We start from the raw sequence: 25793 nt of genomic DNA on the forward strand, positions 1-25793 counted from the left end.
GACCCCCCAGGGCGTCGTCGTCGCGGTCCTGACCCTCGCCCTCATGGCGGTCGGCCTGGTGCCGGCGGCGGCGGCCTTCCGTTCAGCTCCGTCTCCGGCCGCGTCACCGTCATCGGCGACGGCGGAGGCCGCAGCCGAGCAGACCCTGACCTGGACCGGCAACAACAGCGTGACGGCGTACGCGTCGGCCCCGACGACGGCGGTGGCCGGGGCGACGACGATCGTCTTCGAGAACAGCGTGGCCACCGGCAACACCAGCGGCATGCCGCACACGCTGACGTTCGAGACCAGTGACCCGCAGTACAACTCCGACGTCGACGTCAACATCACGGCGAACCCGTTCGACCCGAACGGCGGCCGCTACGAGGTCGACGTCGTCCTCACGCCCGGCGTCTACCGCTACTACTGCGCGTTCCCCGGGCACGGATCGATGACCGGCCTGCTGGTCGTCACCGGCGGCACCGAGGACACCACCCCGCCGGAGGTGTCCGCGCAGGTCACCGGCGACCAGAACGAGGACGGCGACTACATCGGGTCGGCCACCGTGGCCGTCACCGCGACGGACGCCGGCTCGGGCGTCGACACCATCGAGTACGAGATCGACGACCTCGGCTTCCAGCCCTACACCGCTCCCGTGGTGGTCGACGAAATCGGCGACCACTCGGTGCAGTACCGGGCGACCGACAATGCCGGCAACACGTCCGAGGTCGGGTCGGTGCAGTTCACCGTCGCCGAACCGGACCCCGTCGACACGACGCCACCGGACATCTCGGCCGCGGTGGCCGGCGAGCAGGACGACGAGGGCAACTACGTCGGGTCGGCCACGGTCACCGTCACGGCGACCGACGCGGAGTCCGGGGTCGCCTCCGTCGAGTACGCCCTGGACAGCGGCGCGTTCCAGCCGTACACGGCCCCGGTGGTCGTGACCGCGCTGGGGGCGCACACGGTGCGATACCGGGCTACCGACAACCAGGGGAACGTCGCCCCGGTCGAGTCCGTGGCCTTCACCGTCGTCGAGCCGGAACCGGACGACACCACCCCGCCGGAGGTCTCCGCGGCCGTCGCGGGCGACCAGAACGAGGACGGCGAGTACGTCGGGTCGGCCACGGTGACCATCACCGCGTCGGACCCCGGCTCGGGCGTCCAGTCGATCGAGTACAGCCTCGACGGCGCCGCTTTCACCGCCTACACCGCACCCGTGGTCGTCACCGCAGCGGCCGATCACACGGTGCAGTACCGGGCGACCGACAACGAGGGCAACGTCTCACCCGTCGAGGCCGTGCAGTTCACCGTCGTCGAGCCGGAGCCCGAGGACACCACACCGCCGGAGGTCTCCGCGGCCGTCGCGGGTGAGCAGGACGACGAGGGCAACTACATCGCCTCCGCCACCGTGACCATCACAGCGACCGACGCGGAGTCCGGCGTCGCCTCGATCACCTACGCCCTCGACGGCGGCGCCTTCCAGCCGTACACGGCCCCGGTGGTCGTGACCGCGCTGGGCGACCACACCGTGCAGTACCGGGCGACCGACAACGCCGGCAACCAGGCGCCGATCGAGTCGGTCAGCTTCACCGTCGTCGAGCCGGAGCCGGACGACACCACCCCGCCGGACATCTCGGCGGCCGTGACCGGTGACCAGAACGAGGACGGCGAGTACGTCGGCTCCGCGACGGTCACGGTGACGGCGACCGACGCCGGCTCCGGTGTGGCGTCGGTGGAGTACAACCTGAACGGCGCGGGCTTCACCGCCTACACCGCGCCGCTCGTCGTGACGACGTTCGGCGAGCACACCGTGCAGTACCGGGCGACCGACAACGAGGGCAACGTCGCACCGGTCGAGGCCGTGCAGTTCACCGTCGTCGAGCCGGAACCCGACGACACGACGGCGCCGGACGTCTCGGCCGCCGTCACGGGCGACCAGAACGAGGACGGCGACTACGTCGGTTCGGCCACGGTGACGGTCACCGCGACCGACGCCGAGTCGGGCGTCGCGTCCGTCGCCTATGCGCTGGACGGCGGCTCGTTCCAGCCGTACACCGCTCCCGTGGTGGTGACGGCGCTCGGCGACCACACCGTGCAGTACCGGGCGACCGACAACGCCGGCAACACCTCGCCGGTCGAGTCCGTCACCTTCACCGTCGTCGAACCGGAGCCGGACGACACCACCCCGCCGGACATCTCCGGCGCGGTCACCGGTGACCAGAACGAGGACGGCGAGTACGTCGGGTCGGCCACGGTCACCATCACCGCGACCGACGCCGGGTCCGGGGTCGCGTCGGTGGAGTACAACCTCGACGGCGCCGGGTTCGTGGCCTACACGGCACCCGTCGTGGTGTCGGCGACCGGCGCGCACACGGTGCAGTTCCGGGCGACCGACAACGCCGGCAACGTGGCGCCGGTCGAGTCCGTCGCCTTCACCGTCGTCGAGCCGGAGCCGGACGACACCACGCCGCCGGACGTCTCGGCGGCCGTGGCCGGTGACCAGAACGAGGACGGCGAGTACGTCTCGTCGGCGACGGTCACGGTAACGGCGTCGGACGCGGAGTCCGGCGTCGCCTCGATCGCCTACGCGCTCGACGGTGGCTCGTTCCAGCCCTACACGGCCCCCGTGGTCGTGACGGCGCTCGGCGACCACGTCGTCCAGTACCGGGCGACCGACAACGCCGGCAACACGTCGCCGGTCGAGTCGGTGGCCTTCACCGTCGTCGAGCCGGAGCCCGACGACACGACCCCGCCGGACGTCTCGGCCGCGGTCACCGGTTCGCAGAACCCTGAGGGCGACTACGTCGGATCCGCGACGGTGACGGTGACGGCGTCCGACACCGGCTCCGGCGTGGCGTCGGTGGAGTACAACCTGGACGGCGCCGGGTTCGTGACCTACACCGCGCCCGTCGTGGTGTCGGCCGTCGGCGACCACGTCGTCCAGTACCGGGCGACCGACAACGCCGGCAACGTCGCGCCGGTCGAGTCGGTGTCGTTCACCGTGGTCGCGGTCGAGCCGGACGACACGACGCCGCCCGTGGTGTCCGGCGTGGTGTCCGGCGAGCAGAACGGCGCCGGCGACTACATCGACTCGGCGACCGTGACGGTCACGGCCACCGATGCCGAGTCCGGCGTCGCCTCCGTAGTCTACTCCCTCGACGACGGGGCGTTCGTGCCCTACACGGCGCCGGTCGTGGTGGGTGCGGTGGGCGAGCACACCGTGCGGTTCCGGGCGACGGACAACGCCGGGAACGCGTCGGACGTGGGCTCGGTGACGTTCACCGTCGTCGAGCGCGACGGCGACGCCTGCCCCGACTCCGACACCCGCCCGACGGTGGTCATCGGCGGCCTCGACTCGCTCGTGGCCAACGTCGACACCGGTGACGGCTGCACCATCAACGACCTCATCGACGACGAGGGCGACTGGGCCTCGCACGGCGCGTTCGTGCGGCACGTGACGGCGGTGGCGACCGCGCTGGTCGCCGACGGCGTCATCACCAGCCGGGAGCGGGGCATGCTCACCCGCACCGCGGCGCAGTCGGACGTCGGCACGACGCCGCCGGCCGCTCCTGCCGCCGCTCCCGCCGCCGCTTCCGAGATGTCGATCGAGGAGGCGCTGGCGTACCACGCGAACCACCACTAGTTCGACGTGCTCGACGGATGCCCGGGGATCGCGCGGTCTCCGGGCATCCGCCCTGTTCGGATCCATCGGCCCAGGGCGCCCTCGTCGGTCGCGATGACCCGGCCGATCACCGCCGTCGCCAGGAAGCAGAACGAGACCACGTACAACCAGGCCAGATACGTGAAAGCGACGCCGATCGACCCGAACCGGTCCGCGCTGGTGTCCAGCGCTCGCGGCAGCCACGCCGCCGAGACCGGGCGGACCGCGATCATTGCGATCCCGAAGCAGACGGCTCCGGGTAGCAGCCGCCGCGGCCGGACGGCGCCCGCCAGCAGCACCCACGGCAGGAACACGGCCACGGCGACGTCCGCGGCGAACGCCGTCACCGACTGCCAGGCTCGTGGCGGCTCCAACTCGCCCGCCACCGTGATCAGCCCGCGGACCAGGATGACCGACAGCGCCAGCACGACGACGGCGGCCAGCCACCGCCACGCCGACGCCAGCCGGTTCCTGGGGCGCGGCAGCGACCAGACCGCGGTGAACGCGCGATTCAGCGCCCGCGACAGACTGGTCGCGGACACCAGCACGATCAGCGCCCCGACGACCCCGAACGCGGCGTTCCCCGCCCCCTTCACCGCCTCGTCGAGCAGCGACGCCGACTCCTCCGGCAGATCCAAGGCGTCCGTGGTGTCGTCCGATGCTCCCGCGCCCACCCACGTGGCGATCAGGATGAGAATGGGCAGGACCGAGCTGAACGTCTGGGCCGCGATCGTCATCGCCCGGTCGAAGATGTCGACACGCAGGCAGCCGGCCACACTGCGGGTCAGGATCCGGCCCGGCCACCGCCTCATCACCCACCCGGCCACGCGCCTCAGCCACGGCGGGACGTGTTCGACGGCGGCATCGGTGCCGTTCGCGTCATCCGGCACGCGGCCCATCCCACCGTGCCGGACGGAGTGGGTGGCCCACCCGCCGCGGGTGATGTCCGGAAAGATGGGGCCATGGCGTTGAGGACCGAGTTCACGGACCTGTTCGGGCTGCGGCACCCCATCGCGCTGGCGCCGATGGGCGGCTCATCCGGCGGCGCGCTGGCCTCGGCGGTGTCTCGTGCCGGCGGCCTCGGCATCCTCGGCGCCGCCACCGGCGACCGCCGGTGGCTGGACCGCGAGGCGCCGATCCTCGCCGCGTCGGCACCGGGCCTGCCGTGGGGCGTCGGGTTCCTGACCTGGGGCATCGACGCGAGCGCGGTGGACCACGCGCTGTCGTACGGCCCGTCGGCGATCATGCTCTCCTTCGGCGACCCCACGCCGTACGCCGCGCGGATCCGTCAGGCGGGGGCGCTGCTGATCCTGCAGGTCACCGACCTCGAGGAGGCCCGTCAGGCCCTCGACCTGGGCACCGACGTGATCGTCGCCCAGGGCACCGAGGCCGGCGGCCACGGCGCCCGCCGCGGCCGGTCGACCCTGCCGTTCGTGCCCGTGGTGGTGGACCTCGCCGGCGCCGCCGGTCCGCCGGTGCTGGCCGCCGGCGGCATCGCGGACGGCCGCGGGGTGGCGGCCGCCCTCGCCCTGGGCGCGGCCGGCGCGCTGATCGGCACCCGCTTCCAGGCCACGACCGAGGCCCTCGTCGACCCCGCGATCACCCGGGCGATCCTCGACGGTTCGGCGGAGGCAACCGAGCGCAGCGCCGTCCTCGACATCGCCCGCGGCTCCGACTGGCCGTCGAAGTACCTGGCCCGCACCCTGGCCCACCCCTACCTCGAGCGCTGGCGCGGCCGCGAGACCGACCTCGCCGTGGATGGGCAGGCCCGGCAGGATTATCAGGACGATGTGGCGCGCGGCGCGATCCCGCCGCTGCCCGTCTGGGCCGGCGAGGGGGTCGACCTCATCACCGACCTCCCCTCGGCCGGCGACCTCGTCGGCGTGCTCGCCATCCAGGCCGAGGACGCCCTCGCCCGAGCCGCTCGGCGGTCGTCGCCGCCGGGGTAAGGTTCTCGGGCGCGCAGGTCCGGGTCGCGCGCTTCCGGGGCGGTAGCTCAGCCGGTTAGAGCAGGGGACTCATAATCCCTGGGTCGTGGGTTCGAGTCCCACCCGCCCTACACAGATCTCGCCAGCTAGCTACAACGCTTGTCCCCGAAATTGGGTACAATCGTTGTCGTGGCGGATGCAACGCTGGCGCGGCTCGGCTCCATCGCGGAACGACGGTGGGGGCTGTTCACCACCGCCCAAGCAGCCGCGGCCGGGGTTGCTCGCAAGCAGCTGTCACGGATGGCAACCGCCGGAGCAATCGAGCGCGTCGCACACGGGGTGTACCGCGCAGGCGGCGCTCCTGCGCAAGAGCACGAGGCGATCTACGCGACCTGGCTGGCGCTCGGTGGCGCAACGACCCCACGCACGGAGGCCGGGGTCTCCTCGCTTGTGGCCGCCGGGACGACAGCGGCCGTCGTCCACGAGATTGCGGACTTTCTGCTCGACGGCTTCGACTTCATCGTCCCCGCACGCAAGGGAACCCGCCTGCCTGGCGTGCATCTTCGCATCCGGCCACTCAGCCCTGATGAGGTCATGCCGGTCAACGGCCTGCCGACACTCACCGTCGAGCGGACGATCGCCGATCTGGTCGACATCGACACGGACATGTCCCTGGTAGCCGACGCTGTGCGCAATGCCGTGCGGGCCGACAAGCTGGTCTCCCCCGAACGCCTCGTTGCGCACCTCGACGCGATCAGCCGACGCGACGGGCGCGAGACAGCGAGCGATCTCTTCGAACTCGCGGGCATCGATCCGGAAGGATCGGGGCGTGGCTGACCACTCCGGCTACGCGGACTGGCGATCTCTTGAACGCGCGATCAAGGAGGCAGCCAAGAAGGCCGCGCTCTCGTGGCCGCCGACCTCGGCGACCACCTCACCTTCAGACTGATCCGATCCGAGCCCATCGGGCTTGGCGACAACCAGCCCGGCGTCACCACCCGACGCCTCGTCTACGCCTGCCTCGACACCGATTCCGACCGGCAGATCGACACGATGACCGTCGACGTCGTGGTCGGCCCTGCCCCGGTCGGACTGCCCGAGGTAGTCGAGCCAGCCAACAGGCTGCACCTGCGCCGCGAACTCGTCACCCACCCGTACCAGCTGTATCCGGTGACCGACCAGATCGCCGACAAGGTCTTCGCCACGATGGATACCACCTACCCGGGCGGAAAGCGCAGTAGCCGCGTCAAGGACCTCGTCGACCTCGTTGTGCTCGCCCACACACAAAGAATCGACCTCGGCGAACTGCGCCGCGCGATCGACGCCAAGCAGACGCTCAGCGGCATCGAGCCGTTCGGGCACTTCGAGATCCCTACCGACTGGACCCGCACCTACCCGGCGACCGCGAAAGGCGTTCCAATCGCTGAAACATTCAGCGCCGCTACGGCAGCCCACGTTGTGGCGACGCTCATCGACCCAGCTCTCAACAGGTGCCCGAACACAGCAACCTGGGACCCGGGGGAACTCACCTGGAGCACGGCCGCTCACGGCCCGGACGCGGCACCGGGCTGAGCCCACAACACCGGCCTTGGACGGGAACTCGAGTTCATCACACGAATGGCGTCTCGGAAGCTCCCGAGCACAGCGTGGGTGCCGTTAGTGGTGCGAAATGAGGTTGGGCAACGCTGTCAGATGTCCTGGAGATGCCGGCGACCTGAGCGCTGGCGCCTGAAGTTGCTGCCGTGAGGGTTGCCGTGGCTCTCATAATCCCTCGTCGTGGGTTCGAGTCCCACCCGCCCTACCAGCATGAACGTCCTTCAGGACCACCGACCCTCCGTAGCCGCCGGAGGGGAGGCATCGAGCCTCTGGCCAGCGCTCGCACCAGGAACAGTCCGGTCAGGCGCGGCTTCACCGATCAGGAATCCTCCGCCATGTCGTCAGTTCTGTTGGCCCTCTCACCGATGGAAGGATGGATGACATGACCGACGCCAGGCCGCTGGGCGCCGACGAGGCGACGTTCATCGCGGCGGTCCGTTCGGACGACGCGACGCGGTTCGCACTCGTCACCGAACGCCACCGGCGTGAGCTGCAGGTGCACTGCTACCGGATGCTCGCGAACTACGAGGACGCCCAGGACCTGACGCAGGAGACGTTCCTGCGAGCGTGGAACAAGCGGGAGTCGTTCAAGGGCAACGCGGCCTTGCGGACCTGGCTGTACCGGATCGCGACGAACGCCTGCCTCGACTTCCTGAGGAAGCGCAACGACCGCGTACCCGTACTGTCCGAACTGCCGGACCCCGGCTCCGAGCTGCCGTACCTGCAGCCGTACCCCGACCGGATGCTCCCCGAGGACCCGCAGGAATCGGTGGTCGCGCGGGAGACGATCGAGCTGGCGTTCATCGTCGCCGTCCAGCACCTGCCGCCGCGGCAGCGGGCGGTGTTCGTCCTGCGCGACGTCCTCGGCTGGCCGGCGTCGAAGGCGGCCGACGCCCTCGAGTCGACCGTCGCATCGGTGACCAGCGCGCTGCAGCGGGCCCGTGTCACAATGCGCGAGCAGCTGCCCGGCCGCCGCCTCGACTGGCGCAGCCCCGCCACCCACGAGCTGTCGAGCAGCGAGCGCGGCGCGGTGAAGTCGTACATCGACGCCCACGAGCGCAACGACCTCGACGCCCTGATGTCGCTGCTGCGCGACGACCTGCGCTTCGCGATGCTGCCCGACCCGGGCACCGTGACCACGACGGCCGAGGACGCGGTCGACGGCTGGGTCTCCGGCGGGCTCTTCCAGCCCGGCCACGACGACTGGCGCGGCATCCCCACGACGGTCAATCGCATGCCCGCCGCCGCGCTGTACGTCCGCACCCCCGACGACTCGGAGTACCGGCTGTTCGCCGTCGCGGCCCTGCACATCGTCGACGGGAAGATCGCCGAGCTCACCGGGTTCGACGCCACCGACAAGCCATGGCTTGACCTGCCCCCGGCACTGTGATCGGGGGCAGGTCTCCGCCTGCGCTCACCGCCTCGTCTCGTAGCGGGTCAGCACCACACCGCCCGGAAACGTCCGCGTCTCCACCAGCGCCAGGTTCACCCAGGTGTCCAGCGCGGCGAAGAACGGCGTGCCGCCACCGACCAGGACCGGATAGGTGACCAGCAGGTACTCGTCGATCAGTCCGGCCCGCATGGCCGCACCGGCGAGCGTGGCGCCGGCGATGTCCATCGGGCCACCGTCCTCGGCCTTGAGCCGGGTGATCTCGGTGACCGCGTCGCCGGTGACCAGGCGGGCATTCCAGTCGACCGTGCTGATCGTCGAGGAGAACACCACCTTCGGAAGGTCCCGCCAGCGCCCGGCGAACTCGATCTCCGCCCCGCTGGCGCCGGGCCGCTGGTCGGCGGTCGGCCAGGCGGAGCTCATCACCTCCCACAGCTTGCGCCCGTACAGCGACAGGCCCGTCGCCGCCACCCGGTCGGACCACCACTGGAACAGCTCGTCGCTCGACGACGAGTCCGGTCCCTCACCGCTACTCCAGCCGAGGTCGTCGCCGGGCGCGGCGATGTAGCCGTCCAGGCTCACGTTCATCGCAAAGGTCAGTTTCCGCATCGAGCCAGCCTCCTGTGTGTGGATCTCACACGTACAGACGAGCGCGGCGCGACAACCTGATCGGTGCGCGGTCTCCCCGGCGCGCCGAGGTCAGCCGAGGACCTGGGCGACGAAGGTGTCGAGGTTGCCGCGCATGCGGCCGACCTTCTCCTCCACCGTCAGGGTCTCCTCGATCTCGGCGCCGACGATGGACTGCTTGCGGCCCCGCACGTAGAGCGAGCACAGCAGGTCACCGCACAGGTACTGGCCGACGGTGTTGCCCTGGCGGCCGGGCTCGCCGGCGCGGCGGGCCGTCATCAGCGAGACGCCGCCGCTGGTGTGGGTCGTCAGGCAGAGCGAGCACATGCTGCGCGTGGTGAAGGCGCGCGAGCTCTTCGGGTTCGTCCGCAGCGTCACTCCGACGAGCCGATCGCCCGCCACAGCGACCAGATAGCCGCGGTCGAGGGTGCTGTGGTCTCGCCAGCCGAGGAAGTCGAGGTCGTCCCAGGGCTGCTCCTCGAGGTCGCGCGGCACGTTCAGCCGCATGGCCTCACCCTTGGAGCAGTTGACGAACGAGCGGCGGATGTCGCTCTCGGTGATCGGGCGCATGAGTCACGACGGTAACTCCGCCCCCGGCCGTGACGCGACGGATTATTGGCGGTTCCCCGCCACCTGCCCGCCGTCCGGGATCGCCTGGGCGGCGGCATCTCACGGCGACGGGAACGAGCCGTCCCCGAACAGGATCCTCGCGGCCGCCGCACGGCCCACCCGGGTCCGCAGGACCCCGAACGCCGCGGTCGCCATGGCCGGCGTGCGGACCTGCGCGAGCCCGCGGCGCAGCAGCAGCCGTCCCCGGAACCGGGCCCGCAGCGCCGCGCCGTCGTAGTGCTCGAGCGGGTCCGGCCGGCCCGCACGCAGGGCGTCGTCGAGGACGTCGGCGGCGTGCTCGGACAGTCGCAGGCACGGGTCGAGCCCACCGGCGGTCAACGGCGACACCGCACCCGCCGCGTCACCCACCAGCAGGCCGTCGACGCAGCTGATGCGCCGGAGGACCCCTCCGACGGGGATCGGCCCGCCCCGCCGCTCGACCTCGGATCCGGGGGCGACGGCGTCAGCCGCGGCCCCGCGCGGCCCCAGTCCGGGCGCCGTCGCCGCGAACCGCGTCAGCGCTCGGCGCATGCCGTCCGGGAAGCGCTTCGCGTACCCGGCCACACCGACGTGGGCGTGCCGGCCGTCGTTGACGACCCAGGCGAGGTACCCGGGCGCGAGCGACGGGTCGAGCACGCAATGGAACGTCGGCGGCTCGCCGTCGCCGCCCGCGCCGCCGCCGGCCGGAAGCGGGAAGACCTCCTCGGCGCCGATGAGCAGGTGCCGGTTGCGGTCGAGGGCGAGGTCGCGCGCGACGGTGGAGCGGGCCCCGTCGGCGCCGACGACGAACCGCGCCTGGACCCGGATCGCGCCGTCGCGGCCGGCCAGCAGGAAGGTGCCGGGCTCGCGGCGGGCGACGTAGTGCGTGCCCAGCAGGAGGCTGACGCCGTCGTCGACCGCCGTCCTCGCCGCGGACAGGTAGAGCGGCCCCATGTCGCCGACCCGGTACTCGTCGCGCTCGCTGACCAGCGCGACCGGGCGGCGGAGGTTCGGCGGGTAGAGGACGACGCGGCGGATGGGCGGGCCGAGGTGCTCCGGCGGCAGGTCGAAGTCGTCGAGGGTGCGGCGGACGAAGATCCCGGTGGTGCGGATCGTGCCGTCGAGCCGGGGCCGCCGCTCGGTCAGCAGCACCGAGTGGCCGCGGCGGGCGAGCAGCGTCGCGGTGTGCAGTCCGGCCAGCCCGGCCCCGACGACGAGCACGTCGGTCCGCATCCGGAGGCTCACTGGTCGGCCTCCGCGCCGTCGGGGACCCATTCGAGCAGGTCACCGGGCTGGCACTCGAGCACCCGGCACATCGCCTCGAGGGTGCTGAAGCGGACCGCCTTGGCCCGCCCGTTCTTCAGCACGGCGACGTTGGCCGGGGTGAGCCCGACCCGTTCCGCGAACTCGCCGACGCTCAGCTTGCGCTTGGCCAGTTCCACGTCGATGCGCACGACGATGGGCATCAGATCACCGCGTCCATGTCGCTGCGCAGGATCGTGGCCTGGCGCAGCAGCGCACGCATGACGACCATCAGCAGCACCAGCACTCCCCCGGCCAGCACCATGCCGAACAGCAGCACCGGGAGTCCCGGGCCGGAGACGACGGCGGTGACGTAGCCGAACGCGCCGAGGAGCAGCACCCACGCGGCGGCCATGGTCCACACGATCGTGTTCACCCAGGCGAACGCGGCCTCGCTGAAGATGCGGTCGTCCCTGACCATGCCGAGCAGCTTCCAGGTGCAGACGATGACGACCTGGACGCAGAGCAGCTCGACGATCGAGAAGGCCAGCGCCGGCCAGCGCAGGTAGGCGAGGTCGGGCTCGTCCTCGGCGAGGGACGCGAGCGTTCCGGGCAGGATCGCGACCTGCGCCACCACGAGTCCGGCGAACAGCAGCACGAGCAGGATCCGGAGCAGGCCGACTGCCCGATGCTTGGATGGCATGGCATCGACTGTCGCTGTCTATCGATCGATTGTCAATAGATTTCAGTCGATATCCGCGCGCGTTTCGCCGCCTGTCACCGCAGCCTTGCCGGGTTGGCGGGTCGGGATGCTCCGCGCGGCGAACAGCGCCAGCAGCGCGACCACGGCGAGCAGCGCCAGCGCCGAGCGCAAGCCGTCGATCCGGGCCGCCGCGTTGTCCGCGACGACGGCGTCCGCGGTGTCCTCGGCGACCCCCGCGTCGGCCAGCGCTTCGGACAGCTGGTCGTCGGACACGAACGGCACGCCCGCGGACAGCTGGGCCTCCGCCCGAGTCGTGAGGTCCGCGGGCACCGCCGGATCGTCCTGGATCCCGGCGAAGAACGACGTGGTGAGCGCCGAGATCAGCACGGCGCCGGCCAGCGCGGTCCCGATGGACGAGCCCAGGAACATGACGCTGTTCTGGACGCCGCCCACCTCGTCGGCGCGCTCGTCCGGGACCGACGACACCGTCACGCTGCCCAGCTGGGACGCCAGGGCGCCGATGCCCAGCCCGGCCAGGATCATCGGCCAGGTGATGACCTCGGGCCCGACGCCGACCTCGAGCGCCGCGGCCAGCCAGACGATGCCCGCGCCCATCGACAGGAAGCCCGCGCGCACCACGAGCCGCGGCGACACGTCCGGCAGCAGCTTCGGGATGCCCGTGGCCGCCGCGAGCAGCGCCAGCGAGAGCGGCAGGATGCGGATCCCGGTGTCGATCGCCGACAGCCCCAGGGCGACCGAGAGGAACAGCGGCACCGTGAAGAACACCCCGGCCAGCACCACGTACTGGAAGAGGAACGAGACCAGCCCGCCGCGCAGGACCGCGTTGCGCAGCAGGGCCGGGTCGAACAGGATCGGCCGGCCGGCGTCACGCTGCCGCCGCTCCCACGCGGCGAACCCGAGCAGCACCAGGCCGCCGCCGAGGATCAGCCAGATCACCGGCGAGAGGCCGAGCCACACCGGCGCGTCCGGCTTCGCGTTGACGAACCCCCAGGTCCCCGACCGGATGACGCCGAACACGATGAGGGCGAGCCCCAGCGCCGACAGCGCCGTGCCGACGAGGTCCAGCCGCGCGGAGCGGTCCCCCGGCACGTCCGCCAGCCGCCGCGCCAGCACCAGGATCGCGAGCACGATCAGCACCTCGCCCGCGAACACCCACCGCCACGAGGCGTACGTCGTCAGGAACCCGCCGATGAGCGGCCCCAGCGCGACGGCGATCGCCCCGGCCGCCGCGACCAGGCCGTAGGCGCGCGGCCGGGCGCCGCGGTCGAAGTTCGACGCGATCAGCGCGACGATGGCCGGCATGATCAGCGCCGCGCCGACGCCCTCGAGCACCGACCAGCCGATCAGCAGAACCGTCAGGTTCGGCGACAACGACGTCGTCAGCGACCCCGTCCCGTAGATGACGCAGCCGATGGCGAACGCCCGCTTGCGGCCCAGGATCTCGCCGATCTTCCCGCCCGTGATCATCAGCGACGACATCACCAGCGTGTAGAACGTGATGGCCGACTGGATCCCCGTCACCGTCGTGTCCAGGTCGTCCGCGACGGTCGCGATGGACACGTTCATCACCGAGCTGTCCAGGGCCATGAGGAACTGCCCCGACGCCAGGGTGAGCAGGATCAGCCCCGACGCGGCGGGTGCCGCCGTCGTCGTCCCACTGGTCTCCACGCCGACAGCGTGGCGGGCTCCGGCGCGTCCCGCATCACCCGCCGGGTGTTAGGCCGGACGGTTTGTCGTCAGCTGGCGGGACCCGTCCCCACGTTGAGGATGTTGCCGTCGGGATCCTTGAACCAGGCGCCGCGGAACGGTCCGAGCTCGGCGATCCCGCGGGCGTCGGTCTTGAGCCCGGGCAGGTCGTACTGCTCGAACGTCACGCCCTTCGCGGTGAGCTCGTCGACCGTCGCGTCGGCGTCGTCGACGACCCAGGTCGCCACCGTCTGCGCCGGGCCGCCCGCGAAGTCGCTCTGGTACAGCAGGAAGCGGGCTCCACCGGAGCGGTAGAAGACCCCTGCGGCCTCGTCCTCCATCTCGGGACTGAACCCGAGTGTCCCCTCGTAGAAGGCCCGTGCCCGGGCCAGGTCCCCCGTTGCGATCGTGGCGTAGACCGGAAAATCGGTGAGCATGCCAACCACCCCCGACATCGAACGTACGCCCCTCGCGCGACGATGGACAGGGGTTCACGCCCCCGGCGTCAGGGGCGGAACTCGACCTCGTCGACGAAGAAGGTCTGGCTGTTCACCGCCGGTGTGGTGTCGGTGGCCAGGGTGTGCGACGTCAGCGCGGTGACCTTGCCGTCGGGGACGGTCGTCGCGACGACGGTGCCGTTGACGCTCACCGTCGCGGACCGCAGGGTCGCGTCGACCCGGATGGAGCTCCAGCGTTCGTACATGCCCGCCACACCGGGGACGGTGCCGGACGGCGCGATCTCCTGCCACCGTCGCGACTTCGCCACCCACCGGCCGATCGACCCGTCGTCGAAGACGGCGAGACGGTAGGGCTCGACGTCCTTGCGGCCGTTGCGGCCGGAGAGGGTGAACACGAACGCGTCGTGCTCGACGCCCTCGTCGAATCCCATCTGGTCGGGCCGGAACCGGAAGGCGAGCGTCTTGGTGTCCGTCGGGTCGCCGGGCTTGGTCACCCACACGGCGCGGTCGTCGGCGACGGCGTCGGAGATGCGCAGCACGCGCCCGGCACCGGCGGTGTTGATGTCGGTGGTGAAGACGCCGATCGCCGAGCGCTCGTAGTCGCGCGGCGACGTGTAGAGCGGGTCGTTCTCGAAGGTCTGCGTGTCGGCGGCGTACAGCTCGATCTCGTTCAGCATGCTGCACGGCGCCGGCATGCCCTCGGGGCAGTCGTCCGAGCCCGGCGTCGTCACGCGCACGTACCGGGCGTCGACGACGGGCAGCTCCGACGAGTAGGTGAGCGCGAAGCTGCGCTGAGAGCCCGTCTCCCACCAGGTCGTCCACGGGCCGTCGGGCGAGGTGGCGACCTCGACGGTGGCGACCTGTTCGCGGCCGATCCACTGGCTCAGGCCGATCTTCTCCAGGCGGTACTCCCGGTCCAGTGCGATCGTGTAGACGCCGGGACCGCCGGCCGCGGCGGCGCTGGACCACGTCTCGGTGCTGCCGTCGACGGCGCCCTGGGCGCCCAGCCGCGGCCGCGCCGCCGTCCGGTACTCGTGGCCGACGGTGACCGACGCGGTTCGTGCGCGCACCTTGCCGGCGAGGTCGAGCTTGCCGGCGCCGGGCGTCAGGATGTCGACCGGACGGCGCACGATCGCCTGGTGGTCGATGTCGGTCATCGTGTAGACGTGCGACCGCCAGTTGCACTTGTCCGTGTCGGCGTTGAAGGCCCAGACGGCGTGACAGGTGTCCGCCGCGGCGACGACCCGGTTCGACGCCACCCAGTCCATGCCGCTGTTGCCGCTGGAGCCCTCGTTGATGGTCCCCGGGAACGGCAGCGGATTGCCGTCCTGGTCGAGTGCGGCATTGCGGTAGACGAGCGTCGGCTGCTCCCAAGACGCGCCGGTACCGTCGGGCGAGATCGCGACCCACGTGTCCTGCCGGCCCGCCAGCAGCGCCATGACGCCGTTGGGCAGCAGGTGCAGGCGCGGCTGGATCATGCTCGGGAACCCGGGCGCGTCGACCGGCTCGGGCGTGGTCCAGGTCGCGTCGGGGTCGTCGAGGTCGAGGCGCGCCGTCTGCAGCGGGACGTACGTGCACGGCGGGGCGGAGCCCGGCTCCGGCTCGATGGTCAGGCAGTTGCGCATGACCGCCACGAGGTCGCCGTCGGTACCGATCTCGAGAGCGGTCTCGGTGAACTGGTGGTCGCCGATCCCGCGGGCGCCACGGGCGATCACCGAGTGCAGCTGCCAGCTCGCGCCGTCGTCGGTGCTCTGGATGAGCAGCGCCGACGTCGACGGGCCGGTGCTGTGCGGGAACACGGCGTACGCACCGAGGTAGAGCGTGCCGTCGGGCGCGGCGACCAGGTTGTTCGGGTACAGGTTCGCACCGGGGCCGAACACCTCGGGCGCGATGTCGACCATGGTCTCGGCCGGCGCCCCGAAGGTCACACCGCCGTCGGTCGAGACGCGGGTGTAGGCCCGCCGCGTGTCGGCGTCGACGATGTTCGACGCTCCCCCGGCGACGGTCATCGAGAAGTCGAGCACAGTGCCGTCCGCGCGGCGGACCGCGGTGAAGATGCCGGGCACCTGCGGGACGGGGGTGAAGTTCAGCCCACCGTCGAGCGACGTCTTGCTCCCGGGCTCCACCCACGGCCGGAAGTCGCGGTGGCGGCCGAACGTCACGTGCACCGGCCGGGTCGGCGCGGCCGCCGTCCCGGCGTCGAACGCGTGCACGTCCGGCGCCCAGGCAACCTCACCGGCGTCGACGTTCGGTGTGTGGATGACCTCCCGCGGCGAGCCCAGGTGCACGCTGGCGCCGTCGGAGGAGACGGGTTCGGCTGCGGCGGGGGCGTCCGCTGCGGGCGCGGCGGGGGTGTCCGCAGCGGCTGCGGGCGCGGCGGCTGCGGGCGCGGCCGTGCCGGGACTGGCGGACAGCCCCAGCGCCGCGACGGTGAGCAGGGTCCCGGACAGGACGACGGCGCGCCGGCTCGCGGCGGTCAGGGTGGCAGCCATGCGCCGATGAAAGACAGCATGGCGTTCCATGTCAATGTCTCCTGACTGGATACGACTTGTCACTTTCGGGGCATTGACATGGAACGTGTCACCATGCGTGCTGCCGAGTGATCGGGGAGGTTGTCGGTGGCGGGTGTGAGGATGACGGGGTGAACGGCGACTTCGACTTCCTCTTCGGCCGGTGGGACGTGCACAACCGCTGGCGCCCCGACCTCGACGACGACGGGTCGTGGGTCGAGTTCGCGACGGCGTGCGAGGCGCGGCCGATCCTCGGCGGGCTGGGCAACATCGACAGCTTCAGCTTCGCCGGCCTGCCGGGCCGCAACCCGTGGGAGGCCGGCACTGTCCGGCTGTACGACCCGTCCGAGGACGTGTGGCGCATCTACTGGATGTCGTCGAGCCGGCCGGGCCGGTTCGACGAGCCCATGGAGGGCCGCTTCGCCGACGGCGTGGGCACCTTCTACGGGCCCGAGGAGTGGGAGGGCAGGCGGGTGCGGGCCCGGTTCCGCTGGACCCACGGGCCGGGCACGGCACAGTGGGAGCAGTCCCTCCAACTCGTCGACGACGGCCCGTGGAAGGCGAACTGGACCATGGACTTCCGCCCCGCCGGCTGATATCTCCTGAGGTGCTGCAGGATCGGCGCCGGACCAGGGAGCACGATGACCACACCGACACCGCCGGCGTCGCCGTCGGACGAGCCGGAGAGCCTGCTGCCGGACGAGCCGGAGGGCGAGCCGAGCCGGGTGCGCGGACGGGTCATCGCCGGGGTCGTCGCGGCGGTCACGTTCGTCGCCGGCATCGCGATCGGCGCGCTCGTCTGGTCAGGCGACGGCGATGAGCCGGAGCAGCCGGTCGCGGCGAGCAGCGACACCGCCGCGCTCGAGGAGCAGGTCACCACGCTGCAGGGACAGGTCGACGAGCTCACGAGCGAGCGCGACGGGCTGCGGGAGTCCGTGACGCAGCTCGAGGCGGCAGCGGAGGCGGCCGCCGCGGCGACGGCGACCCCGGCGGCGCAGGAGACCCCCGCGGCGCCGCCGGCGAGCCAACCACCGACGACGCAGCCACCCGCCCCACCCGCCACCCCGGCCGAGGAGGACGAGACCCCGCCCGCCGCCGGCACCTACACCGCCGGGCAGTTCGAGTTCGCCGACGTGCAGGTGTCCGACGACGGCATCGGCGGCTTCGCGCTGCGGGCCAGGGTCACCAACACCGGCGAGGCCGTCGCGGGCGCCCTCTGGACGGCGACTCTGTTCCTCGACGGCGTCGTCGTCGCGACGCTGAACGGCTCGGCGCAGAGCTTCGCCGCCGGCGCGACGCTGACAGCGGAGTTCTGGTCGGCCGACCCGTTCGGCGAGTACGACGCCGTCGAGTTCCAGGTCGACGGCCAGTTCTGAGCGCCGCCGACAACACCCCCGCGCCCTCGTTGATCATGGAGAAGGGCAGGTTCCCAGCGACGCGGAAGACCACCTACTCCATGATCAACAGCTGAGCGGCCGCGAGGGCAGATCCCTGCGTGATCCGTGTGGCGCTGCTGTCGCTGTGACAACAGTTTCTCCACCCACTCAGCGCAGTGATCTCACACCGTTGTGATGCCGCCAGACACTCACCAGCCCGAGCCGAACGGCGGCTGACCGGCCAGCAGGCCGCCGTCGACCACCAGGGTCGTGCCGGTCACGAACGCCGCCTGGTCGCCGCAGAGCCAGAGCGCCGCCGCAGCCACCTCGTCCGGGGTGCCGAGGCGGTGGACCGGGAGCGAGGCTGCCACGCGCGACCGCGCCGCCTCCCCCGCCCGCTCCAGCGACTCGGTGTGGGTCGGGCCGGGCGCCAGCGCGTTGACCCGCACGCCGTCGGCGGCGTGGTCCAGTGCGGCCGTCTTGGTCAGCCCGATCAGCGCGTGCTTGGCGGCGACGTACGGCGCCAGGCCGGCCACCGCCTCGAACCCCGTCGTCGACGCCACGTTGACGATCGCGCCGCCGCCACCGGCGACCATCGCCGCGATCTCGGCCCGCAGGGACAGGAACACCCCGCGCAGGCTGACCGCGATGGTCCGGTCCCACTCGTCGACGTCGATCGACGCCAGCGGGGTGGGTCGGCTGCCGTGCGCCGCGGCCGAGTTGACGGCCACGTCCAGCCGCCCGAACCGATCGAGCGCGGCCGCCACCATCCCCTCCGCCGCCTCGGCGCTCGCCAGGTCGGCCGGCACCGTCAGAGCCGCACCGCCCGCCCGCTCGATGTCGGCGGCCACGGCGGCCAGCGCGTCGGCCGACCGGGAGACCAGCACCACCGACGCCCCGGCGGCTCCGAACGCGCGCGCCGTCGCCGCCCCGATGCCGCGGCTCGCCCCCGTGACGAGCGCGACCTTCCCTGTGAAGCTTTTCATTACAGTCACTGTAGTGGAGTCGATTGCGGCATTCGCGTGGGGTACGTACTCACCTCATGATCACTTCAGTGTCCCCCGGGGATGGCGTCTCGCGATCCTCCACAGCGCCTTGACACTGCAACACCGTGCGAGCTAGTTTCGCGCCATCGTGAATACGTAACCACGCACAGCGGCCGAGGTCGGCTCCCTGCCGGCGTGGTGGTTGCCGTGGTTCTTCGGCTCGGCGCCCATCCCGTGACCACAGCGGTTCTCGACTCCGATAGAGAGGGTATCTGCGTGAAGCGATCGCTCTTCCCCGCGAAACTCGCCGTCGCCACGGCTGGTGCCGTGATGCTCGCGGGATGCTTCGGCGGCTCATCCGGCTCCGACGCCGATTCGGCGGGCGGGAGCGCTGCCGCGCCCACCGTCCTCAACGTGACCCTCAGCGCCGAGTCCGACGACTTCAACCCGTTCCTGCCCAGCCAGATCGGCAAGGGACAGATGTTCGACGCCACCCAGACGCCACTGGTCGGCACCGACGACCAGGGCCAGGTCATCGGGCGGCTCGCGGACAGCTGGGAGATCGCCCCTGACGGCCTGACCGTCACCGTCGTCGTGAAGCCCGATCTGACCTGGAGCGACGGCGAGCCGCTGACGTCCGCGGACGTCGCGTTCTCGTTCACGCGATACCTCGACGGGCGGATCAGCCCGGTGGCGTCGCGCCTCGGCGCGGTCCAGGGCCAGGCGGAGTACGTCGACGGTGCCGCGGACACCATCGCCGGCATCGCGACGCCGGACGAGTCGACCATCGTGTTCACGCTGGCCGCGCCAAACGGTGCCTGGGTCAACCAGGTGGCCAGCCTGGACAAGTTCATGCCGATCCTCCCCGAGCACGTGCTGGGGGACGTCGACCCCGCGGCGCTGCCCGACGACGACTTCTTCGCCACCCTGCCGGTCGGATCGGGCCCGTTCGTGCTCGAGGAGTGGCAGCCCGGGCAGTACGCCCACCTGGTCGCCAACGAGAACTGGCGCGGCGAGGGGCCCGGGTTCGAGGAGCTGTTCATGCGGGTCCTCGACTCCGACGCCGCGATGGCCCAGCTGCGCACCGGTGAGACGCAGTTCGTCTCGCCGCTGACCGCACCGGACAAGGGCGCCGTCGAGGACCTCGGCGACGGCTACGCCGTGGCGTCCGTGCCCGGGGTCGCGCCGCAGGTCATGCAGTTCAACCTCGCCGACCCGGCCCTGGCCGACGCGCGGGTCCGCCAGGCCATCGCCTACGCCGTCGACCGCGAGGGCATCTGCACGACGGTGCTGGCGGGCGAGTGCTCCGTCGCGAAGGACAACATCCGCCAGCTCGGCCCGGAGTGGGCGCTGTCGCAGAACGGCGACCTCATCCAGTACGACTTCGACCCGGACAAGGCGCGCGAGCTGCTGGCCGAGGCCGGCTGGGACCCGTCGACGACGCTGGTCCTGCTGCACCGGCCCGGTCAGCGCGACTTCGACAGCGCGGTCAACATCATCCAGGCCAATCTGGCCGACGTGGGCATCACCGTCGAGATCCAGAACACGGACACGGCGAACCTGCTGACCATGGCCGAGACCGCCACGGGCTACCAGATGTTCACGATCGGCGGCGGCATCTTCACCACCGACCCGAACGACCTCGCCACCTACAACAGGTGCTCGGCGGCCTACCCAGCCGGCGGGAACATCGCCCGCTACTGCGTCGACGGCCTGGACGCGCTGTGGGACCAGGGCCTGGCCCAGACCGACGAGGCCGAGCGCACGGCCACCTACCACCAGATCTACCAGACGCTCAACGCCGACCCCGACGGCCTGATGCTGTACACGCCCAACCAGCTCGCGGGCCACGACAGCCACCTGACGGGCGTGCGCATCCACGGCAACCCGTCCAGCGTCTACTGGAACATCGGGGAATGGACGTGGACGTCATGACGCCGGTCGCCGGGCCCGTATCGGCATGCTGACGTACGCCGTTCGCCGTATCGCGATCGCGGTACCGGTCTTCCTGGGGATCACCGTGGTGGCCTTCGCCTTCGTGCGGATGCTGCCCGGTGATCCCGTGAAGATGCAGCTGGACCCGACTCAGCTGCAGGGGCCGTCGGCCAGCGACTACATCGAGCGGCAGCGCGCCGCCTTCGGGCTCGACCAGCCGGTGCCGGTGCAGTACGTGCGCTGGCTCGGGCAGGTGTTCCAGGGCGACCTCGGGTACTCCTACCAGCTGAAGGTGCCGGTCACGCAGTTGTTCGGCGAGCGGGTCGGGCCGTCCCTGACCCTCATCGTGACCGGCGTCCTGGTGGCGCTGCTGGCCGGTCTGGTGCTCGGGGTCGTCGCCGCGCTGCGGCAGAACAGCTGGGCCGACTACACGATCGGGACCGGCGGCATGCTGGCGATCTCGATCCCCGGATTCTTCCTCGGCCTCATGACCATCTACGTCTTCGCGCTCAAGTTGGGCGTGCTGCCGAGCTCGGGGCTGCGGACGCTGGACGAGGAGCCGTCGTTCGCCGACGGCATGCGGCACCTGATCCTGCCGGCCGGCGTCCTCGCGGCCACGCTCGTCGGCCCGTACATGCGCTACGTCCGGCAGGGCATGCTCGAGGTGCTGGACCAGAAGTTCGTCACGACCGCCGTCGCCAAGGGCGTGCCGTGGGCGGCGGTGGTGACGAGACACGCGCTGCGCAACGCGCTGATCCCGCTGACGACCGCCATCGCCGTGCAGCTGCCCGCGCTGCTGGCGGGAACCGTGCTGATCGAGAAGGTCTTCGCCTGGCCGGGCATGGGCACACTCATCCTGGACGCCGTCAACGGCCGCGACTACCCCGTCCTGCTCGGGGCCGTGCTGCTGACCGCCGTCGCCGTCATGGTCTGCAACCTGCTCGCCGACCTCGCCGCGGCGGTGCTCGACCCGAGGATCAGGCTGACATGAGCGATCTGCGACTCGACGGACTCACCGACCAGCCGCCGGCGGTCACGGCCTCCGCCGCGGACGCCGTCACCGGGGCGGCCTCCATCTCGCCGCGGCGGGCCGCCGTCCGCCGGTTCCTGCGCAACCGCCTCGCCGCCGCCGGGCTGGTGTTCCTGGTCTTGGCGACGCTGGCCGCGATCTTCGCGCCGCTGCTGGCGCCGCACGACCCCAACGCGGTGGATCTGCAGGCCTATCAGCAGCCGCCGGGCGGGGACCATCTGCTGGGCACGGACTCGTCCGGCCGCGACATCCTCAGCCGCGTCCTCTACGGCGCGCGAGTGTCGCTGACCATCGGCATCGTGGCCGCGTTGTCCGCAGCGGCGCTGGGCCTCGCGCTCGGCCTGCTGGCCGGATACCTGGGCCGCTGGGTCGACGGCGTCGTCATGCGGCTGGTCGAGATCGTGCTGTCGTTCCCCGCGCTCATCCCGATCATCCTGGTGATCACCATCGTCGGCCCGAGCATGACGACGATCGTCGTGGTCATCGCGGTGTTCGAGTGGGGCACTGCATGCAGGGTGACGCGCGCGCTGACGATGTCGCTGAAGGAACAGGACCTCGCGCTGGGCACGCGTGCGCTGGGAGCGGGATCGTTCTGGCTGGTGCGCAAGCACATCCTGCGCCCGGTGCTCTCGCCGCTCACCGTCGTGGTCACGCTGCTCAGCGCCGGCGCGATCCAGCTGGAGGCGGCGCTGTCCTTCCTGGGCCTGGGCGTCCGGCCGCCGCAGGCCAGCTGGGGCGGCATGCTCAACGAGGCGCAGTCGCTGACCATCCTCGAGGGAGCGCCATGGATGTGGGTCTTCCCCGGCCTGGCGATCATCCTGACGGTGCTCTCGCTCAACTTCGTCGGCGACGGACTGCGCGACGCCCTCGACCCGCGCCAGAAGAGGTGAGCCCGGCATGACCACGGCGTCCGCCACTCCCCTGCTGAGCGTCCGGGACCTCTCGACGCGGTTCGGCTCCGGCCCCTCGGCGATCCAGGCCGTCCACGAGGTGAGCTTCGACGTGGGGCGCGGCGAGGTGGTCGCCGTCGTCGGCGAGTCCGGCTCCGGCAAGAGCGTCACCATGGCGAGCATCCTCGGGCTCCTGGCCCGTACCGGCGGCCGGGTCACCGGCGGCAGCGCGGCCTTCGACGGCCGCGACCTGCTGACGATGCCCGAGCGGGAGCTGCGCCGCGTGCGCGGCCGCGACATCGGCGTGATCTTCCAGGACCCCACCGCGTCGTTCAACCCGGTGCAGACGATCGGCCGGCAGATCGCCGAGGCCATCAAGGTGCACGACCGGTCGGCCGGCCGCGCCGCGCTCCGCGCCCGGGTGCTGGAGCTGCTGCGGATGGTCAACATCACCGACCCCGAGTCGCGCATCGACCAGTACCCGCACGAGTTCTCCGGCGGCATGCGGCAGCGCGCGATGATCGCGGTCGCCATGGCGAACCGGCCCGCGCTGGTCATCGCCGACGAGCCGACGACGGCGCTGGACGTCACCATCCAGGCGCAGATCCTGGAGCTCCTCGACGGCCTGCGGCACGAGACCGGGTCGTCGGTGCTGCTGGTGACTCACGATCTCGGTGTGGTCGCCGAGCTGGCCGATCGCGTCGTCGTCATGTACGCCGGCCGCGTCGTCGAGACCGCGGCCGTGGACCGGATCTTCGCCGAGCCACGGCACCCGTACACCGTCGGCCTGCTGGCCAGCCGCCCGCAGACCAAGGTGCCGGCGCGGCGGCTGCCGGCCATCGGTGGCCAGCCACCGACCATGCTCGCCGACGCCGTCGGCTGTGCCTTCCGCCCGCGCTGCGATGTGGGCCGCGACCAGGCGATCTGCGCCGAGCGCACGCCGCCGCTGCTGCCCCAGCCCGTTCCCGGCCAGCTCTCGGCCTGCCACTTCGCCGACCGGCTGGCCCAGCCGCCGACCCCGCCGCTGAGCTCGTCCGCGACCGGACCAGGAGAGGCCCGATGACCCAGCCGGCCGACACCCCGCTGCTCGAGGTCGAGAACCTCCGCGTCGACTTCCCGATCAGGACGAAGCTGCTGCGCCGGGCGGTCGGCGCGGTCAGCGCGGTGCACGACGTCAGCTTCACGCTGCGGGCCGGCGAGACGCTCGGGCTCGTCGGCGAGTCGGGGTCCGGCAAGTCGACGACGGCGCTGGCGGTCCTCGGGCTGGTACCGGCGACGGCGGGCCGGGTGCGGTTCGGCGGCGTCGACCTCACCGGACTGTCCGAGCGCGAGCTGCGCGGGCACCGCCGCCGCCTCCAGGTGGTCCTGCAGAACCCGGCCTCGGTGCTCGACGCCCGGATGACCGTCGGCGACATCGTCGAGGAGCCGCTGCGCATCCACCGCGTCGGCGACGCACGGTCACGGCGGCGGCGCGTCGGCGATCTGCTCGGCATGGTCGGCCTGCGCTCCGGCGACGTCGAGCGCTACCCGCACGAGTTCTCCGGGGGCCAGCAGCAGCGCATCGGCATCGCCCGCGCGCTGGCACTCGAGCCGAGCCTGCTGGTGCTGGACGAGCCGGTGTCGGCACTCGACGTCTCCGTCCAGGCGCAGATCATCAACCTGCTGAGTGACCTGCAGGAGCAGCTCGGACTGGCGTACCTGTTCATCGCGCACGACCTCGCCGTGGTCCGGCACCTCTGCCACCAGGTGGCGGTCATGTACTGGGGCTCGCTCGTCGAGTACGGCGACTGCGCGGACGTGTACGCGGCGCCGTCGCACCCGTACACCCAGGCCCTGCTGTCGGCGGTGCCGATCGACGACCCGTCGGAGCGCGGCCGCGGCCGGCGGGTCCTGACCGGCGACGTGCCGTCGTCGACCACCCCGCCCAGCGGCTGCCGGTTCCGCACCCGGTGCTGGCTGGCCCAGGACGTGTGCGCGCACGAGGAGCCACTCCTCGAGGCGGTGTCCGGCGCAGCCACCACCCACGAGGCGGCCTGCCACTTCGCCGGTGCTCCGGAGCGCGTGGGCTAGGGAGTGTCGTCGGGCCGGCCTCCGCAGGTGCGGCGCACGATGAGCTTGGGCCGCAGCAGCACGTCGACGGGCTCGCGGTCGCGGTCGCCGCGGATGCGCTCGAGCAGCAGCGTCACCGCGCGACGGCCCATCTCCGTGGCCGGCTGCCGGACGGTCGTCAGGCCGATGGGCCGCAGGGAGGCGACCGGGACGTCGTCGAATCCGACGATGGCGACGTCCTCGGGGATGCGCAGGCCCTGGTCCATTACGGCGTCCATGACGCCCATGGCCACCTCGTCGTCGCCGCACACGAGCGCCGTGGGCCGCGACGGCCGGGCGACGATCTCGGTGGCCAACTGGTAGCCGCTCTCGTGGGTGAACTGGCCGTGCCGGACGTCGTCGTCGCCGGGCTCGATGCCACGCGCGGTCAGGGCCTTGCGGTAGCCCTCGAAGCGGTTGACGTTCGTCGACGCCTGCGGGTTGCCGCCGATGTAGCCGATGCGGGTATGGCCCAGCGACAGCAGGTGCTCGGTCGCCAGCGTGCCGGCCCGGACGTTGTCGAGCTGGACGGTGTCGGTGAGCAGACCCTCGACGGTGCGGTTGACCTGCACGAGCGGGGCGCGCTTGAGCATGCGCTGCATGACGTCCTCGTCGCCGCCGAGCATCATCGAGGTGAGGATGGCGCCGTCGACCTGGTGCGCCACCAGCAGTTCGAGGTAGGAGAGCTGCAGCTCGGGGCTCTCCTGGGTGTTGCAGAGGATGACGTTGTAGCCGTGCTCCGCCGCCGTGGCCACGACGGCCTCGATGACCTCGGGATAGAACGGGTTGGCGATGTTCGACACGACCAGCCCGATGAGCTGGCTGTGCCCGGTGATGAGCGTGCGGGCCGCGGCGTTGCGGGTGTAGCCCAGCTTCGTCATGGCCGCCTCGATGTTGCGGCGTGCCTGCTTGCTGACCCGCGGATCGTTGTTCAGATAGCGCGAGACCGTCGACTGCGAGACGCCCGCCTCGCGCGCGAGATCGCGACTGCTGGGAGACCCGCTGGGGCGTCGCATCGAGGCGGCTGACCTGCTATCCGGTGGCTGGGGACGACCGATGCTAGCACGCCGGATACGCCCCGATCCGGCGCCGTTGC

Annotated in this window: 23 protein-coding genes and 1 tRNA gene; 13 read left to right on the forward strand and 11 right to left on the reverse strand. The window is 71.6% G+C overall.

Going from position 1 to position 25793, the window contains the following annotated elements:
- Positions 1-43: 43 nt before the first annotated feature.
- Positions 44-3625, forward strand: coding sequence for an OmpL47-type beta-barrel domain-containing protein (locus tag HD601_RS31755; protein ID WP_425503498.1), 3582 nt, complete (start codon positions 44-46; stop codon positions 3623-3625).
- On the opposite strand, the gene HD601_RS31760 is transcribed toward HD601_RS31755, so the two are convergent.
- Complete coding sequence (locus HD601_RS31760; RefSeq protein WP_184828867.1) at positions 3622-4533, reverse strand: YhjD/YihY/BrkB family envelope integrity protein; 912 nt, start codon at positions 4531-4533, stop codon at positions 3622-3624. The genes HD601_RS31755 and HD601_RS31760 overlap by 4 nt on opposite strands.
- 72 nt (positions 4534-4605) lie before the next feature.
- Between HD601_RS31760 and HD601_RS31765 the strand changes: the two genes are divergently transcribed.
- The 5 genes from HD601_RS31765 (at position 4606) to HD601_RS31785 (ending at position 8557) form a co-directional block, all read left to right on the forward strand.
- Positions 4606-5592 carry an NAD(P)H-dependent flavin oxidoreductase gene (locus HD601_RS31765; RefSeq protein WP_184828869.1) on the forward strand — a complete coding sequence of 329 codons (987 nt, stop codon included), beginning with the start codon at positions 4606-4608 and terminating at the stop codon, positions 5590-5592.
- Positions 5593-5628: 36 nt separating this feature from the next.
- Positions 5629-5702 (forward strand) — tRNA-Ile (locus tag HD601_RS31770).
- A 58-nt stretch (positions 5703-5760) separates the two neighbouring features.
- Positions 5761-6408, forward strand: a complete 648-nt coding sequence (locus tag HD601_RS31775; protein WP_184828871.1) for a type IV toxin-antitoxin system AbiEi family antitoxin domain-containing protein — start codon at positions 5761-5763, stop codon at positions 6406-6408.
- A 72-nt stretch (positions 6409-6480) separates the two neighbouring features.
- Entirely contained in the window at positions 6481-7143 is a 663-nt protein-coding gene (locus HD601_RS31780) for a nucleotidyl transferase AbiEii/AbiGii toxin family protein (RefSeq protein WP_221441477.1), read from the forward strand.
- 406 nt (positions 7144-7549) lie between these two features.
- Positions 7550-8557, forward strand: coding sequence for an RNA polymerase subunit sigma-70 (locus HD601_RS31785; protein ID WP_184828874.1), 1008 nt, complete (start codon positions 7550-7552; stop codon positions 8555-8557).
- 24 nt (positions 8558-8581) lie between these two features.
- Here the strand turns inward: HD601_RS31785 and HD601_RS31790 are convergent, their stop codons facing one another.
- The 8 genes from HD601_RS31790 to HD601_RS31825 form a co-directional block, all read right to left on the reverse strand.
- Positions 8582-9166 (reverse strand): dihydrofolate reductase family protein, encoded by a 585-nt coding sequence (locus HD601_RS31790; RefSeq protein ID WP_184828876.1) that lies wholly within the window; start codon positions 9164-9166, stop codon positions 8582-8584.
- A 90-nt stretch (positions 9167-9256) separates the two neighbouring features.
- On the reverse strand, positions 9257-9754 hold the full coding sequence (locus tag HD601_RS31795; protein WP_184828878.1) for an FBP domain-containing protein: 498 nt from the start codon (positions 9752-9754) through the stop codon (positions 9257-9259).
- Between the two features lie 99 nt (positions 9755-9853).
- Complete coding sequence (locus HD601_RS31800) at positions 9854-11005, reverse strand: NAD(P)/FAD-dependent oxidoreductase (protein ID WP_184828880.1); 1152 nt, start codon at positions 11003-11005, stop codon at positions 9854-9856.
- Positions 11006-11013: 8 nt separating this feature from the next.
- Positions 11014-11238 (reverse strand): helix-turn-helix domain-containing protein, encoded by a 225-nt coding sequence (locus tag HD601_RS31805; protein WP_184828882.1) that lies wholly within the window; start codon positions 11236-11238, stop codon positions 11014-11016.
- On the reverse strand, positions 11238-11717 hold the full coding sequence (locus HD601_RS31810; protein ID WP_184828884.1) for a DUF2975 domain-containing protein: 480 nt from the start codon (positions 11715-11717) through the stop codon (positions 11238-11240). Before HD601_RS31810 ends, HD601_RS31805 begins: the two co-directional genes overlap by 1 nt.
- A gap of 42 nt (positions 11718-11759) precedes the next feature.
- Entirely contained in the window at positions 11760-13406 is a 1647-nt protein-coding gene (locus HD601_RS31815; RefSeq protein WP_221441479.1) for an MFS transporter, read from the reverse strand.
- Between the two features lie 68 nt (positions 13407-13474).
- Positions 13475-13861, reverse strand: coding sequence for a VOC family protein (locus HD601_RS31820; RefSeq protein ID WP_184828886.1), 387 nt, complete (start codon positions 13859-13861; stop codon positions 13475-13477).
- Positions 13862-13929: 68 nt separating this feature from the next.
- Positions 13930-16374: a sialidase family protein gene (locus HD601_RS31825; RefSeq protein WP_184828888.1), complete on the reverse strand. Its 2445-nt coding sequence runs from the start codon at positions 16372-16374 to the stop codon at positions 13930-13932.
- Positions 16375-16523: 149 nt separating this feature from the next.
- Here HD601_RS31825 and HD601_RS31830 point away from each other — a divergent pair, with 149 nt between their 5' ends.
- Positions 16524-16988 (forward strand): hypothetical protein, encoded by a 465-nt coding sequence (locus HD601_RS31830; RefSeq protein WP_184828890.1) that lies wholly within the window; start codon positions 16524-16526, stop codon positions 16986-16988.
- 45 nt (positions 16989-17033) lie between these two features.
- On the forward strand, positions 17034-17768 hold the full coding sequence (locus HD601_RS31835; protein WP_184828892.1) for a hypothetical protein: 735 nt from the start codon (positions 17034-17036) through the stop codon (positions 17766-17768).
- Positions 17769-17977: 209 nt separating this feature from the next.
- On the opposite strand, the gene HD601_RS31840 is transcribed toward HD601_RS31835, so the two are convergent.
- Entirely contained in the window at positions 17978-18754 is a 777-nt protein-coding gene (locus HD601_RS31840; protein ID WP_184828894.1) for an SDR family NAD(P)-dependent oxidoreductase, read from the reverse strand.
- Positions 18755-19168: 414 nt separating this feature from the next.
- On the opposite strand from HD601_RS31840, the gene HD601_RS31845 reads away from it, so the two are divergent.
- From HD601_RS31845 to HD601_RS31865, 5 genes are read left to right on the forward strand one after another with little or no spacing between them, the layout of a single operon-like run.
- On the forward strand, positions 19169-20689 hold the full coding sequence (locus tag HD601_RS31845) for an ABC transporter substrate-binding protein (RefSeq protein WP_184828896.1): 1521 nt from the start codon (positions 19169-19171) through the stop codon (positions 20687-20689).
- A gap of 25 nt (positions 20690-20714) precedes the next feature.
- Positions 20715-21680 (forward strand): ABC transporter permease, encoded by a 966-nt coding sequence (locus tag HD601_RS31850; RefSeq protein ID WP_184828898.1) that lies wholly within the window; start codon positions 20715-20717, stop codon positions 21678-21680.
- Entirely contained in the window at positions 21677-22609 is a 933-nt protein-coding gene (locus tag HD601_RS31855; RefSeq protein WP_184828900.1) for an ABC transporter permease, read from the forward strand. The genes HD601_RS31850 and HD601_RS31855 overlap by 4 nt, the downstream gene beginning before the upstream one ends.
- Positions 22610-22616: 7 nt before the next feature.
- Entirely contained in the window at positions 22617-23672 is a 1056-nt protein-coding gene (locus tag HD601_RS31860; protein ID WP_184828901.1) for an ABC transporter ATP-binding protein, read from the forward strand.
- On the forward strand, positions 23669-24679 hold the full coding sequence (locus HD601_RS31865; RefSeq protein WP_184828903.1) for an ABC transporter ATP-binding protein: 1011 nt from the start codon (positions 23669-23671) through the stop codon (positions 24677-24679). Before HD601_RS31860 ends, HD601_RS31865 begins: the two co-directional genes overlap by 4 nt.
- Here HD601_RS31865 and HD601_RS31870 read toward each other — a convergent pair.
- Positions 24676-25713, reverse strand: a complete 1038-nt coding sequence (locus HD601_RS31870) for a LacI family DNA-binding transcriptional regulator (protein WP_184828905.1) — start codon at positions 25711-25713, stop codon at positions 24676-24678. The genes HD601_RS31865 and HD601_RS31870 overlap by 4 nt on opposite strands.
- Positions 25714-25793 lie beyond the last annotated feature (80 nt).

It is taken from the genome of Jiangella mangrovi (assembly GCF_014204975.1).
Taxonomy (GTDB): Bacteria; Actinomycetota; Actinomycetes; order Jiangellales; family Jiangellaceae; genus Jiangella; species Jiangella mangrovi.